This is a genomic window from Nitratiruptor sp. SB155-2 (assembly GCF_000010325.1).
Taxonomy (GTDB): Bacteria; Campylobacterota; Campylobacteria; order Campylobacterales; family Nitratiruptoraceae; genus Nitratiruptor.
Map to the genome: position 1 here is coordinate 843,275 of NC_009662.1, position 14,064 is coordinate 857,338.

Annotated in this window: 18 protein-coding genes and 1 other RNA gene; 18 read left to right on the forward strand and 1 reads right to left on the reverse strand. The window is 40.6% G+C overall.

What is annotated here, in order from left to right; all coding sequences use genetic code 11:
- Positions 1-12 precede the first annotated feature (12 nt).
- From mdh to NIS_RS04595, 10 genes are all read left to right on the forward strand, one after another.
- Positions 13-969 carry a malate dehydrogenase gene (gene mdh, locus NIS_RS04550; protein WP_012082210.1) on the forward strand — a complete coding sequence of 319 codons (957 nt, stop codon included), beginning with the start codon at positions 13-15 and terminating at the stop codon, positions 967-969.
- Positions 969-1,832, forward strand: a complete 864-nt coding sequence (locus NIS_RS04555) for a fumarate hydratase (protein WP_012082211.1) — start codon at positions 969-971, stop codon at positions 1,830-1,832. The genes mdh and NIS_RS04555 overlap by 1 nt, the downstream gene beginning before the upstream one ends.
- Before the next feature lie 10 nt (positions 1,833-1,842).
- Positions 1,843-2,397 (forward strand): Fe-S-containing hydro-lyase, encoded by a 555-nt coding sequence (locus NIS_RS04560; RefSeq protein WP_012082212.1) that lies wholly within the window; start codon positions 1,843-1,845, stop codon positions 2,395-2,397.
- A gap of 15 nt (positions 2,398-2,412) precedes the next feature.
- A complete protein-coding gene (sucC, locus tag NIS_RS04565; RefSeq protein ID WP_012082213.1) occupies positions 2,413-3,585 on the forward strand; it encodes an ADP-forming succinate--CoA ligase subunit beta in 1,173 nt (390 codons plus the stop codon).
- Positions 3,585-4,457 (forward strand): succinate--CoA ligase subunit alpha, encoded by an 873-nt coding sequence (sucD, locus tag NIS_RS04570; RefSeq protein ID WP_012082214.1) that lies wholly within the window; start codon positions 3,585-3,587, stop codon positions 4,455-4,457. Before sucC ends, sucD begins: the two co-directional genes overlap by 1 nt.
- Positions 4,457-4,750 carry a heavy-metal-associated domain-containing protein gene (locus tag NIS_RS04575; protein ID WP_012082215.1) on the forward strand — a complete coding sequence of 98 codons (294 nt, stop codon included), beginning with the start codon at positions 4,457-4,459 and terminating at the stop codon, positions 4,748-4,750. Before sucD ends, NIS_RS04575 begins: the two co-directional genes overlap by 1 nt.
- 1 nt (position 4,751) lies before the next feature.
- Positions 4,752-5,090, forward strand: a complete 339-nt coding sequence (locus NIS_RS04580; protein WP_012082216.1) for a 4Fe-4S dicluster domain-containing protein — start codon at positions 4,752-4,754, stop codon at positions 5,088-5,090.
- A gap of 9 nt (positions 5,091-5,099) precedes the next feature.
- Complete coding sequence (locus NIS_RS04585) at positions 5,100-6,248, forward strand: 2-oxoglutarate synthase subunit alpha (RefSeq protein WP_012082217.1); 1,149 nt, start codon at positions 5,100-5,102, stop codon at positions 6,246-6,248.
- A 10-nt stretch (positions 6,249-6,258) separates the two neighbouring features.
- Positions 6,259-7,113: a 2-oxoglutarate ferredoxin oxidoreductase subunit beta gene (locus NIS_RS04590; RefSeq protein WP_012082218.1), complete on the forward strand. Its 855-nt coding sequence runs from the start codon at positions 6,259-6,261 to the stop codon at positions 7,111-7,113.
- An 83-nt stretch (positions 7,114-7,196) separates the two neighbouring features.
- On the forward strand, positions 7,197-7,811 hold the full coding sequence (locus NIS_RS04595; protein WP_012082219.1) for a 2-oxoacid:acceptor oxidoreductase family protein: 615 nt from the start codon (positions 7,197-7,199) through the stop codon (positions 7,809-7,811).
- Positions 7,812-7,836: 25 nt separating this feature from the next.
- Here NIS_RS04595 and NIS_RS04600 read toward each other — a convergent pair whose 3' ends face one another.
- On the reverse strand, positions 7,837-8,280 hold the full coding sequence (locus NIS_RS04600; RefSeq protein WP_012082220.1) for a hypothetical protein: 444 nt from the start codon (positions 8,278-8,280) through the stop codon (positions 7,837-7,839).
- Positions 8,281-8,374: 94 nt separating this feature from the next.
- Between NIS_RS04600 and rnpB the strand changes: the two genes are divergently transcribed.
- The 8 genes from rnpB (at position 8,375) to NIS_RS04635 (ending at position 14,049) form a co-directional block, all read left to right on the forward strand.
- Positions 8,375-8,720, forward strand: an RNA gene (gene rnpB / locus NIS_RS10120) — RNase P RNA component class A.
- Positions 8,721-8,771: 51 nt separating this feature from the next.
- On the forward strand, positions 8,772-10,571 hold the full coding sequence (locus NIS_RS04605) for a menaquinone biosynthesis decarboxylase (protein ID WP_012082221.1): 1,800 nt from the start codon (positions 8,772-8,774) through the stop codon (positions 10,569-10,571).
- Entirely contained in the window at positions 10,537-11,022 is a 486-nt protein-coding gene (locus NIS_RS04610; protein ID WP_012082222.1) for a methylated-DNA--[protein]-cysteine S-methyltransferase, read from the forward strand. Before NIS_RS04605 ends, NIS_RS04610 begins: the two co-directional genes overlap by 35 nt.
- The gene (locus NIS_RS04615; protein WP_012082223.1) at positions 11,001-11,246 is read left to right on the forward strand and encodes an RNA-binding S4 domain-containing protein; all 246 of its coding nucleotides are present in this window, start codon (positions 11,001-11,003) and stop codon (positions 11,244-11,246) included. Before NIS_RS04610 ends, NIS_RS04615 begins: the two co-directional genes overlap by 22 nt.
- Positions 11,246-12,217, forward strand: coding sequence for an anthranilate phosphoribosyltransferase (trpD, locus tag NIS_RS04620; RefSeq protein ID WP_012082224.1), 972 nt, complete (start codon positions 11,246-11,248; stop codon positions 12,215-12,217). Before NIS_RS04615 ends, trpD begins: the two co-directional genes overlap by 1 nt.
- Positions 12,207-12,605, forward strand: coding sequence for a tRNA (adenosine(37)-N6)-threonylcarbamoyltransferase complex ATPase subunit type 1 TsaE (tsaE, locus tag NIS_RS04625; RefSeq protein WP_012082225.1), 399 nt, complete (start codon positions 12,207-12,209; stop codon positions 12,603-12,605). Before trpD ends, tsaE begins: the two co-directional genes overlap by 11 nt.
- On the forward strand, positions 12,593-13,315 hold the full coding sequence (lptB, locus tag NIS_RS04630) for an LPS export ABC transporter ATP-binding protein (protein ID WP_012082226.1): 723 nt from the start codon (positions 12,593-12,595) through the stop codon (positions 13,313-13,315). The genes tsaE and lptB overlap by 13 nt, the downstream gene beginning before the upstream one ends.
- Entirely contained in the window at positions 13,312-14,049 is a 738-nt protein-coding gene (locus tag NIS_RS04635; protein ID WP_012082227.1) for a TIGR02757 family protein, read from the forward strand. Before lptB ends, NIS_RS04635 begins: the two co-directional genes overlap by 4 nt.
- Positions 14,050-14,064: the final 15 nt, after the last annotated feature.

Here is a 14,064-nt window from a genome sequence, read left to right on the forward strand (position 1 = left end):
AAAGGAGAGTGAATGGCAAAAAGTTCAAAAGTATCTATTGTAGGCGCTGGTGGTAACGTTGGAAGCATTGTGGCATATTCAGTCGCTATGCAAGGACTTGCTCATGAAGTTATTTTAGTGGATAGAGATAAGGATAGAGCTCAAGGGAAAGCGCTTGATATGAACCAAGCTGCTGCAGCTATGAGAACCCATTCCATCGTTCGTGCTGCAAATGACTATACCGATATTGAAGGAAGTAAAGTAGTTGTTATTACGGCTGGTTTTCCAAGGAAGCCCGGAATGAGCAGAGACGATCTACTCTTTGCAAATGCCGATATCGTAAGTGAAGTTGTAGAAAATGTTGTGAAACATGCTCCAGATTCTATTATTATCGTTGTTACAAATCCACTCGATACCATGACCTATGTCGCTTTAAAAAAGAGTGGTTTTCCAAAAAATAGAGTTATTGGAATGGCTGGGATTTTGGATGGTGCAAGAATGACACACTTTATCTATGAAAAACTCGGATTTGGTGCTGGTCAGATTCGTGCAACTGTCATCGGAGGACATGGTGATTATATGGTTCCTCTTCCAAGATATTCTACAGTCGCAGGCATTCCAATAACTGATTTGTTGACTCCGCAGGAGTTACAAGAGGTGGTAGAAGCCACTAAAAACGGCGGTGCCCAGATCGTAAAACTGATGGGAACAAGCGCTTATTTTGCCCCAGGAAAAGCAACGGCTATTATGGTCGAAGCTATTTTGCAAGACTCCAAAAAAATCTATCCATGTTCTACGCTTCTTGAAGGTGAATATGGCGTCCATGGAATCCCAAATGGAGTGCCTGTAACGCTTGGTGCCAATGGTGTTGAAGAGATTATTGAACTACAACTTACACCACGTGAAAGAGAAGAGTTCCAACGAAGTGTCGATTCTGTAAAAGAGTTGATCGATGTGTTAGAAAATCAGAACTATTTTGGAGAGAAGTGATGCGCACAGTAGCATACGAAGATATTGTCAAGGCGATACGAGATACCATTATCTATTCAACGACGCATCTTAGTGAAGATATGCACAAAGCCTTGCAAGAGGCATTGGAAAAAGAGGAGAGTCTTGTCAGCAAGGCAGTATTGGAACAACTCCTAGAAAATGCAGAAATTGCAGCGAGTGAAAACAAACCTCTTTGTCAAGATACAGGGCTTGCCATCTTTTTTGTGAAGGTTGGTGAAGATGTCCGTGTCGAAGGTGGCAGTTTAAAAGAAGCTATTTTTGAAGGCACGAAAAAGGGATATGAAGAAGGGTATCTCAGAGCCTCTACATGCGATTGTTTCACGAGAGCCAATCTCAAAGACAAAATTGGGTACAACCTACCGCCTGTGATCTATTTCGATATTGTTCCAGGAGACAAAATTGAGATAGAGTTTGCTGCAAAAGGTGGCGGAAGTGAAAATGGAAGTCGTGCAAGAGTCCTTGCTCCAGCGCAGGGGAAAGAGGGAATAAAAGAGTTTGTCAAGCAAGTTGTCAGTGATGCTGGGCCAAATGTATGTCCTCCGATCGTTGTAGGTGTTGGAATAGGTGGTAGCTTTGATTATGCAGCCGTTATGAGTAAACATGCTCTCTTTCGTGATATTGGTACGCCGAACCCAGATCCAGAACTAGATGCCTTCGAAAAAGAGATTCTAGAAGAGCTCAATAAGCTCGGAATCGGCGCCATGGGAATGGGTGGTACGCAAACGGCACTTGCTGTACATATCGAAACATATAAACCGGGTCGTATGTGTCACATTGCTTCACTTCCTGTTGCAGTCAATATCCAGTGCCACAGTTCTCGACATGCACATATAACCATATAAGGAAATAGATATGGCAGAGTATAAACTAAAAACCCCGTTGAGCAATGAAGATGTAGAGAAATTAAAAGCCGGAGACATCGTCTATCTTACAGGAACCCTCTACACTGCAAGAGATGCAGCACATAAAAGACTGGTTGATTTGATTTTTGAGGGCAAAGAGCTTCCTTTTGATCTACACGGTGCAGTGATCTACTATGTAGGACCAACTCCTCCAAAACCGGGAGAAGTGATAGGGAGTGCTGGTCCTACTACAAGTTACAGAATGGACAGTTATGCGCCTATTCTGATAGAGCATGGACTCAAAGGGATGATAGGAAAAGGCAAAAGAAACGATGCAGTCAAAGAGGCATGCAAAAAACATAAAGCGGTCTATTTTGGTGCAGTAGGAGGAGCTGGAGCACTTTTGGCAAAACGAATAAAAGATGCTGAAGTTATAGCCTATCCAGAACTTGGACCAGAAGCAGTTCGAAGAATTGTAGTAGAAGATTTTCCTGTTGTTGTAGTCAATGATACCTACGGAAATGACCTTTACGAAGAGGGTCGAAAACAGTGGGCAAAAGCATAAGAAAGGAGTAATGTAATGAATATTCATGAGTATCAAGCAAAAGAGATTTTTCGAGAATATGGCGTTCCCGTTCCAAGAGGGGAAGTTGCTTTTACGGGACCAGAAGCACGAGAAGTGGCTCAACGCCTTGGTGGCGATTTGTGGGTTGTCAAGGCTCAAATTCACGCAGGTGGTCGCGGTAAAGCTGGTGGTGTAAAACTAGCAAGAAGCCTGGATGAAGTTGAAAAAATAGCCGAAGAGATGCTTGGTATGACGCTGGTGACTCATCAAACAGGTCCAGAGGGCAAGAAAGTCGAAAAAGTGTACGTTGAAGAGGGCGCGGATATCCAAAAAGAGTACTATCTTGGAATGGTTCTCGATAGAAGTAGTGAGATGCCTGTTATGATGGCCTCTACCGAAGGCGGTATGGAGATTGAAGAAGTAGCTGCAAAAACTCCGGAAAAGATCATCAAAGTTGCAATAGATCCAACGATAGGTTTCCAGGGTTTTCATGGTAGAAAACTAGCTTTTGGATTGGGTCTAGCAAAAGAGGAGATTCGTCCATTCATCCAATTTGCTGAAGCACTGTATAAAGTCTATATGGATAAAGACGCGAACCTCATAGAAATCAATCCTCTCATTAAAACTGGTGACGGCAGATTTTTGGCTCTTGATGCAAAGATGGGATTTGATGACAATGCTCTATACAAACACCCAGATATCCATGAGATGAGAGACTTGAGCGAAGAGGATCCAGTTGAAGTAGAAGCCGCCAAATATGGACTGAGCTATGTGAATTTGGATGGAAATGTGGGTTGTATGGTAAATGGAGCAGGACTTGCGATGGCTACTATGGATATCATCAAGCATGAGGGTGGAGAGCCTGCAAACTTTTTGGATGTAGGGGGTGGTGCAAACCCTGATACAGTTGCAAAAGGGTTTGAACTCATTTTAAGTGATGAGAATGTTAAAAGTATCTTTGTAAACATTTTTGGCGGAATCGTTCGATGTGACCGTATAGCCAATGGTATATTGCAAGCAACGCAGCAAGTGGAGGTCAATGTTCCGGTTGTTGTTCGACTCGACGGAACAAATGCCGAGGAGGCAGCTCAAATTTTGAAAAACGCGAATATCAAAAACATTATTCCAGCGACAGATTTGGCTGATGGTGCAAGAAAAGCAGTAGCTGCAGCGAAAGGAGAATTGTAATGAGTATTTTGGTAAACAAAGATACAAAAGTTATAGTCCAGGGTTTTACAGGAAAAGAGGGAACATTTCATAGTGAGCAGTGTATTGAGTACGGAACGCAGATTGTAGGTGGTGTTACTCCTGGTAAAGGTGGGCAGACCCATTTAGATAGACCTGTATTTAATACAGTAAAAGAAGCTGTTGATGCAACTGGTGCAACTGTAAGTATGATTTTCGTTCCACCTGCATTTACTGCAGATGCTGTTATGGAAGCTGCCGATGCTGGTATTGAATTGGCCGTTATCATTACTGAAGGTGCTCCAGTGAAAGATATGATGTACGCAAAGATGTATGCAACCAAAAAGGGAATGAAAACAATTGGGCCAAACTGTCCGGGAATCATAACGGCCGAAGAGTGTAAGATAGGTATTATGCCAGGATTTATCTTTAAAAAAGGACCTGTGGGACTTATCAGTAAATCTGGTACACTAACCTATGAAGCAAGTAATCAGGTTGTCAAAGAGGGATACGGTATTACAACAGCTGTTGGTATCGGAGGAGACCCGATTATTGGTCTTAGTTACAAGCAGCTCCTTCCTATGTTCGAAGCAGATCCTGAAACAGAAGCTATCGTTATGATTGGTGAGATCGGTGGTACTTTAGAAATTGAGGCTGCTGAATTTATCAAAGAAAATATTACAAAGCCGGTCGTTGCTTTTATAGCTGGACAGACTGCTCCTAAAGGCAAACGTATGGGGCATGCCGGAGCTATCATCAGCGGTGGTCAAGGAACGGCACAAGAGAAGATGGACGCACTTGCTGCAGCTGGAGTGCATGTTGTGAAATCTCCTGCTGATATTGGAAAAACTGTAGCGAAAGTACTTGGAAAATAATGAGAAAGAGTTTTGCCGTAGCAAATATCAGGTGCGAGGGGTGCGCAAATAGTATCAAAAAAGCCCTCTCCCCATATTTTAGTTTTGTAGATGTTGATCTGACAAAAGAGCCTCGAATTGTAACAGTTGAATTACAAAATGAGAAAGATGAAGAGAAATTCAAAGAGATATTAATAGGTCTAGGTTATCCTTTATATGACCAGAAGTTATCCACTATGGATAAATTGGGCCTAAAAACAAAAAGCTTTGTTAGTTGCGCTGTAGGCAAATTTACTTTAGATAAAGGAGAATGAAATGGGATTGTTAAAAGCCCCTGAAAACACACCTGTATGGGTAGAAGAGAAGAACTGTAAGGCGTGTGACCTTTGTGTTGCATACTGCCCGGCAGGTGTTTTGGCAATGGTTCCTGAACCTAAGACTATTCTTGGTGCTATGGTAAAGGTTGTTTATCCAGATAGCTGCATCGGTTGTAATGACTGTGAACTTGAATGTCCAGATTTTGCGATTATGGTTGCTGACCGAAAAGAGTATAAATTCGCAAAACTTTCAAAAGAAGCAAAAGAGCGAGCTGAAGCAATTAAGAAAAATCACTATATGGCTCGTGAAGAAGATATTAAAGCACTTTGTGCGTAAGGAGAGGTAATGGCAAGAGAAGTAATTTCTAGTGGTAATGAACTTGCTGCAAAAGCGGCAATTGATGCAGGCTGTAGATTTTTTGGAGGGTATCCTATTACACCTTCAAGTGAAGTAGCACATGAGATGAGTGTATTGCTTCCAAGAGTTGGAGGAAAATTTATCCAGATGGAAGATGAAATCGGAGGTATTGCAGTTGCACTTGGTGCAAGTATGAGTGGTGTTAAATCTATGACAAACACTTCTGGACCTGGTATCAGCCTCAAAGCTGAGCAAATTGGTCTGGGATTTATGACAGAAACGCCACTAGTCATTACGAACGTAATGCGAGGTGGTCCATCGACCGGTCTTCCTACACGAGTACAACAAGGTGACATTAACCAGGCAAAATCACCTACACATGGTGATTATAAATCTATCACTTTTTGCCCTGGAAGCCTGGAAGAGTGTTATACGGAAGTGGTTCGAGCATTCAACGTAGCAGAAGAACTTATGACGCCAGTATTTGTCCTTTTGGATGAGACATTGGGACATATGCATGGAAAAGCGGTATTGCCGGATTTGGAAGAGGTACAAGCTTCTATCGTTGATCGTGCAAAGCCAGATCCGTCTATTCCAAAAGAGGAGTTCAAGCCTTTTGATGTGCCACAGGATAAACCGGCAGTAATTCCACCGATGTTTCAAGGATATAGATTCCATTTGACAGGTCTTCATCATGGACCAACTGGTTTCCCAACAGAAGATGCCGAAATTTGTCAAAACTTGATCGAGCGTCTTCATAGAAAAATAGACTCTAGAAGAAAAGATCTTCTTGATAGCTATGAAGAGTACATGCTTGATGATGCTGAGTGGCTTATCATCGCTTATGGAAGTGTAAGTAGAAGTGCACGAGAAGCGATTAACAGACTTCGAGAACAAGGCATTAAAATCGGGATGTTTAGACCGATTACTCTATGGCCAAGTCCAGAAGATAAAATGCGAGAGATTGGTGAGAGATTCCCAGCTGAAAAGATCTTGATGCCAGAACTTAACATGGGACAGTACATTGACGAAGTAGAGAGAGTTATGAAGAAGCGACCAGTAGCACTCAATAAAGCGAATGGTCGACCAATCAGTCCAGCTGAAATAATCGATAAACTCAAAGCAATGGGTATATAAGGGGGAGAAAATGGCTTTTAATTACAATGAATACCTTAGAACGGACAAGATGCCAACACTTTGGTGTTGGGGATGTGGCGATGGAATTATTCTTAAAGCTGTAATTCGAGCAATCGACAGCCTTGGATGGAATATGGATGATGTGTGTGTTGTATCTGGAATTGGATGTAGTGGTCGATTTAGCTCTTATCTAAATTGTAATACAGTGCATACTACACATGGACGAACGGTTGCCTATGCGACTGGGATCAAGTTGGCAAATCCTGATAAGCACGTTATTGTAGTAGCAGGTGATGGTGACGGGCTTGCAATCGGTGGGAACCACACAATCCATGGTTGTAGACGAAACATCGATCTTAATTTCATTTTGATCAATAACTTCATCTATGGTCTTACAAACTCACAAGTAAGTCCTACCACGCCAAAAGGAATGTGGGCAGTTACTACGCAGTTTGGTAATATCGATCCTACATTTGATGCGTGTGAACTTGCAAAAGGTGCGGGAGCTACCTTTATCGCGAGAGAAAATGTTACGGATCCGAAGAAACTTGAAAAAATCTTCATTAAAGGATTCCAGCACAGAGGATTTAGCTTCTTCGATATATTCAGTAACTGTCATGTTAACCTTGGACGAAAAAATAAAATGGGAGAAGCTATCGAAAATCAAGAGTGGATTGATAGTATCACGCTTCCAAAAGCAAAATATGACAAGCTTCCTGAAGAGGAAAAAATCAACTACTTTCCAACAGGAATCTTGCATCATGTAACTGATCAGATGGAGTATTGTGACGCGTATGATTTAGTCATAGAAGCGGCACAAAATAAGAAAAAAGTGGATATTCCTATCCAAGTGAAACCATTCTAATTTGGGGTTTTTGCCCCTTTGAATTGCTACACTCATAGTAGTTATTCAAAGAAATAACAAAACAAACTCAAAGGAAGTTGACTATGAGACATCAATTACGATTTACAGGAGTTGGCGGTCAAGGTGTTTTGCTAGCGGGTGAGATTTTGGCTGCTGCGAAGATTAAAGCAGGTGGATATGGCGTAAAAGCCGCAACTTATACTTCACAGGTTCGAGGTGGTCCTACGAAAGTGGATATCATCTTGGACGATGAAGAGATCTTGTATCCGTACGCAAATGAGGGTGAGATTGAATATATGCTTTCTACCGCACAGGTTAGCTACAATCAGTTTAAAAGTGGTGTAAAAGATGGTGGAATCATCGTATTTGAGCCAAATCTTGTAACACCTACCCAAGAGGACCTCGATAGATGGGAGATGTATGCGATCCCGATCATTTCTATCGCAAAAGAAGAGGTTGGAAACGTTGTTACTCAGTCAGTTGTTGCACTGGGTGTAACCATAGAGATGACAAAAGTTTTACCAGAAGAACTTGTATATGAGACAATGATCGCAAAAGTTCCACCGAAATTTGTAGAATTGAACAAAACTGCATATAATCTCGGTGTACAATATGCAAGAGAAGCCAAAGAGAAGGGCAGAATCAAAACTGTAGCAGAAGCTGAAGCTCTCAAAGCAAAGGATATCTGTCACGCTTAATCGTTAGCCATTTGGCTAACGAATGTTAACTTTTTATTTTTTCTACTTTTATCAGATCTTTCTTAGCTACTCTCAAATAACAAAAAGTATCGGGAAGTTCTTTATCTAGCAGCTTATAACTTTGACACAGGAGCTCTTTTTGTCCTTTTTTGAGCTTTTCTCTATACTTTTTCCAGTCATCCATCCTCATGACATATTTTATCCCGCTTTTTTGATCGATAACAATATTTTGCGACAATTTTATGGAATGAGAAACATATTGATCATGTTCTAACATTGCAATAACGCCTCCATATAAAAAGACGGCGAAAACAGTGGATAAAGCCAAGGATTTATAATTAGTGACGATGAAGAGCCCCATGGCTATCAGTGATAAAATAAGAATCCATCCAATATTAATCTTGAAAGTTAATACAACTTGTATGGCAAGTACCACAATTGTCATCAGAGCAACGAAGAGTTTATTCATGATCATTCCTTTTTGAGTTTATTATATCAGCTAAGAAGCATTGTTTTTGTATCATAGCACCTTTACTTTAAGATAAAATTAAGATATAATTGGTGTGGCGCAACGGATAGCTGCTTGGGAAACCAAGAGGAAAGTCCGAGCTGCAGTGAGGCAGGGTTCCACCTAACCGGTGGCCAGCGAAGCCCTTTGGGATAAGCTGAGGGAAAGTGCAACAGAAAGCAGACCGCCGATGGCCTTTTGGCACAGGCAAGGGTGAAAGGGTGAGGTAAGAGCTCACCGCTTCTGTGGCAACACAGAAGGCAGTGTAAACCCAACCCGCAGCAAGTCGCACCTGGTTAAAGCCTCACATTTTTGAGTGCGACGCTAGAGCTTAGTGGTGACACTAAGCGTAGATAAATAGCTATCCACGACAGAACTCGGCTTACAGTTGCGCCACCTCTTATTTTCTTCATATTTCTGCTTTGTTACAATACAATCAAAAAGGCTTTTGTATGGATTTGATCGATATTTTAAAAAATGAGGGTGGTCTGAAAATTATCGAAGAAGAGCTTGATGTCAATCTTGAAATTCCACATATTGCCTATATAGAAGTAAAAAAAGCTGATTCCAAGCCCATTCTTTTTACCAATCCGGTAGATAGGAAATTGGATAAAAAGTATGATTATCCAATTTTGATGAATATTTTTGCCAATTTTGAATTAACGTCAAAAATTCTTGGAAAACATCCTGATGAAATCGCCAAAGAGATAGAAGAGCTTTTGCATCTGAAGCCACCATCTAGTTGGAGAGAAAAATTTGATCTTTTATCAATGCTTTTTAAACTTAAAAACGTTTTTCCAAAAAGAGTATCTCAAAAAGGTGAGTGTCAAGAGATTGAGATCGATTCTTTGCATGATTTACCAGTTTTAAAAACGTGGCCTTTGGATGGCGGAAAATTTATAACTACTGGACAGGTTTATACAAAAGATTTGCATTCTAATGTGCAAAACGTTGGGATGTACCGCTTGCAAGTCTATGATGATATGCGCCTTGGTATGCACTGGCAGATTCATAAAGATGGGGCCCATTTTTTTCATGAATATAAAAAAGCTGGGAAAAAGATGCCGGTGACGGTTGCTATCGGTGGCGACCCACTCTACATTTGGTGTGGGCAGGCTCCGATGCCACCAAAGGTATTTGAACTGCTTCTGTACGGATTTATACGTAATGAAAATCCAGAACTAGTAAAGTCGCTCACTAACGATATCTGGATACCAAAAGATGTGGATTTTGTGATTGAAGGATATGTAGATCCAAATAGTTTCGCTATAGAGGGTCCGTTTGGAGATCATACCGGGTACTATACATTGCCAGAATCCTTTCCAGTCATGGAAGTGACAAAAATTACAGCCAAAAAGAATCCAGTCTTCACAGCTACTGTCGTCGGAAAACCACCACTGGAAGATAAATATATGGGCTGGGGAACCGAGCGGATATTTTTGCCGCTTCTCAAAACGACTGCAAGCGACTTGATCGATTATCATATGCCCGAAAATGGAGTCTTTCACAACCTCATCTTGGCAAAAATGGATGTTCGTTATCCAGCACATGCAAAGCAGTTTATGCATGCCTTTTGGGGAGTGGGGCAGATGAGTTTCGTAAAACATGCAATATTTGTGGATAAAGATGCTCCCCATTTGACAGATTATGAAGCAATTGCCAAATATATCTGTGAGCGAATTTCACCGGATCGGCTATTGATAAGTGAGGGAGTGGTAGATCATCTCGATCACTCCAGTCCAAAGCAGTTTGAGGGTGGAAAACTTGGGATTGATGCAACTGGTGAAGAGGTAAAAGAGGGAGTGGAAGAGCTTATAGATGATGAAGAACTTCTTGATAAATTGCAAAGCATTGATAGCAACTTTTTGGATGTAAAACAGTATATGACAGATACCAAAAATCCAATTGCCGTTGCTTCTTATAAAAAAGAGAAAAGTGTTCTTGAGCTTTTTGAAAAACTTGGCTCCTTGCAAAAAAATTGTAAAGTATTAATTATTGTAAATGAATTTGATGATCTCGATAATCCGTATATGTTGGTTTGGAGAGTCGTAAATAATATCGATGCACAAAGAGATGTGATCTTGGAGCCATTTATTATGATAGACGGGACCAATAAAGATCCGAAAATCGATAATTTTAATAGAGAGTGGCCACCAGATGTGGTGTGCGATAAAAAGGTGATAGAGGATCTAAGAAAAAGAGGAATTTTAGATATTGATGAGTCGTTTATCAAAAAGTTCGGGATTATATAGAGGGTATTTCGATTCGCCTATTGGAACGATAGAGATTTTGGCAAACAAAAAGGAAATTGTTCATATTCATTTTACGATACATAAAGAGACATCGAAAGAGAACGAATTGGTCGTAAAAACGAAAGAGTGGTTCGAGGGGTATTTTGCAAAAAATGTCCACCCGTTCACACTGCCATTGATTGAAGCCAAAAACAGTTTTTCTAAAATAGTGAGAGAAGTAGTACAAGATATTCCTTTTGGAGCATGTCTATCATATCAGGAGGTTGCAAAACGTAGCGGCAACGCAAAAGCGGCCCAAGCTGTAGGTCAGATCATGAAACGCAATCCTTATGCCATCGTTGTGCCTTGTCATAGAGTTATTTCAAAACAAGGAATCGGAGGCTATAATGGTGGTATTGAAATAAAAAAAGCGTTATTGGAGTTTGAAGGGTGCGAATCGATAAGTTTATGAATGCGGTCAATATAGTAAAAAGAAGAAGCGTTGCACAAGATATGATCAAAAATGAAGTCGTTCTGCTTAATGGTCTGTTGGCTAAAGCGAGCAAAGATGTCAAAATAGGGGACATCATTACCATCAAATACCTCAAAGGGGACAAAAGCTACAAAGTTTTGGCAATTCCCACAACAAAGAATGTACCAAAAGCAAGAATGAGTGAATATGTCGAGGAGATATAATGTTTGAAAAACTATTCAATAACGAATTGAACGAAAATGAAGCAAAAGATTTTTTGATCAAATTGTATGAAAAAGGGGAGAGTGCCCAAGAAATAGCACAAGCGGCAAAAATAATGAGGGAGCATTCTATCAAACTTCCCATTACCGAAGATGTACAGGAAAAATTGATCGATGTGGTAGGAACAGGTGGCGATAAGAGTGGGAGTTTTAATGTTTCCAGTACCGTCGCTCTTTTGTTACCATCACTAGGTTGTTATGTGGCAAAACATGGCAACAGAAGTGTTACCAGTAAAAGCGGAAGTGCCGATATGCTTGAAACTCTCGGAATTGAACTTGATTTAACCCCAGAAAAACAGGTAGAAATGCTACAAAGGTGCGGGTTTTGTTTTATTTTCGCCAAAAATCACCATCCTGTCATGAAACATATTATGCCCATTCGAAAAAGCATTTCCCATAGAACGATATTCAATATTTTAGGACCATTGACGAATCCCGCAGGAGCGAAAAAGTATCTGTTGGGTGTTTTTGATAAAGAGTTTGTGCCGAAATTGGCAGAGGCTTTGAGAGAGCTTGGTGCGAAAAGGGCACTTGTGGTAGCTAGTGAAGAGGGAATGGATGAGATAAGCATCAGTGGAAGAACCTATGTGGCGGAGTTGAATGAAGGTCATATTACATACTATGAAATAGCTCCTGAAGATTTTGGGCTGCAAAGAGCCTCTTTTGACTCCATTCTCGGTGGTGATGCCATTCATAATGCCAAAATAACTCGAGCGATATTGAGTGGAGAGGAATTAGGGCCAAAAAGAGATATGGTACTACTAAATGCTGGAGCAGCACTCTATGCCGATGGAAAAGTTTCATCGATCGCCGAGGGGATAGAGATGGCAAGAGAAGCGATAGAGACTAAAAGAGCGCAAGAAAAATTGGATCAGATAATTCAAACATCAAAAGAGTTGTCTCATGGTCTATGAATTGGATGAAAATCATTTGGAACCTATTATAGAATGCATTCAAAAAAGTGGGAAAAACATCATCTTGTTAAATGGCGATCTTGGTGCGGGAAAAACAACTTTGGTAAAAGCTTTCGCCCAGAAAATGGGGCGAAATGGTGTGACCTCTCCTACATTTTCAATCCAACAGGTGTACGGGGAGGCAATTTACCATTATGATCTGTACAATGCAGGATTTGCAAAATTCATGGAACTTGGATTATTTGAGGAACTTGAAAAACCTGGATACCATTTTATCGAATGGCCTGATGAGAATCTTAAAAATTTCTTACAAGAACTGGGATATGAATATTTGGAAATAGAGATTATTCCAAAAAAAGAGAAAAGAGAGTATCGATGCATCGATTAGTTGCACAAGGGTTATACAAAGAGATAAAGAAAAAACCGATCGTTAGAGGTGTTACTCTAGAAGTACAGAGTTCAGAAGTAGTGGGACTGCTAGGTCCAAATGGCGCTGGGAAGACAACAACATTTTATATGATATGCGGTCTCATTCATCCAACGAAAGGAACGGTCGAGATGGATGGGGATGATATCACAAAACTTCCACTGCACGAAAAAGCAAGAAAGGGGATAGGATATCTTCCACAAGAGTCTAGCGTTTTTAAAGATTTGACAGTCGAAGAGAATCTTTATATCGCGGCAGAATCCGCATATGACTCGGTTCAAGAGCGGGAAAAAATCGTTGAAGATCTCTTGGAACTCTTTGGCATTGAACCAATCCGTCATAGGAAAGGAATTGCGTTAAGTGGTGGAGAGCGAAGAAGATGTGAAATTGCAAGATCACTGGTGATGAAACCGAAATTTTTACTTCTTGATGAGCCTTTTGCTGGAGTGGATCCTATAGCTGTAGCAGATATTCAAAAAGTGATCAATGAACTGAAGAAATCGGGTATAGGAATTTTAATTACCGATCACAATGTACGTGAAACACTTTCTGTGTGTGATAGGGCGTATGTTTTGAAGGATGGTGAGATTCTGGCTAGTGGCAGCTCAATGGAAGTTGCAAAAGATCCGATGGTGAGAAAGTTTTATCTGGGAGAAAACTTCAAGTTTTGAGCCTGAAAAAGTTACTGGATGAGGAGTATAAAAAACGAGATACTGCAAAGGAACTCTCCTATGAAAAACCTGACCCGTTATTGATAGCTTCTCGCTATAAAAATGAGAAGATAGCACTTGCTTGCGCCCTTTTCTCATACGGCAGTGCAAAACAGATCGTTTCTTTTTTGGATAGACTCGATTTTTCGCTACTGCACGAAAACCCATTGGATCAAAAAAAGTTTCCCTATTACCGTTTTCAAACATCACAAGATGTGGCGAATCTTTTTCTTGCTTTGCATTCCATCGATTCTCTTGAGGATATCTTTATGGATGCCTATAAGAAAAACAAAAATGTAATGGATGGTATATCTTCAGTGATTCGAAGAATTTATGAAGCGAACTCCTATCGGTCCAGGGGATATCGTTTTCTAATCGGGAAGATACCGCCTCCAAACAAGATGAAAGAGATAGGAGCATATAAACGGTGGCATATGTTTTTGCGATGGATGGTTCGAAAAGACCATCTCGATATGGGATTGTGGAACGAAGTGGATCCAAGTGATCTCATCATACCTCTTGATACGCACACTTTTCATATTGGACATAAACTTGGTCTTTTAGATAGAAAAACACAAGATCTTTATGCGGCTTACTTGCTGACCCAATCGTTAAAAAAGTTCGACCCGGAAGATCCACTGAAATATGACTTTGTATTGTACCGGCTGGGACAAGAGCATTTAGTCGTTTCTTAAGGAAGTTTTGGGTAA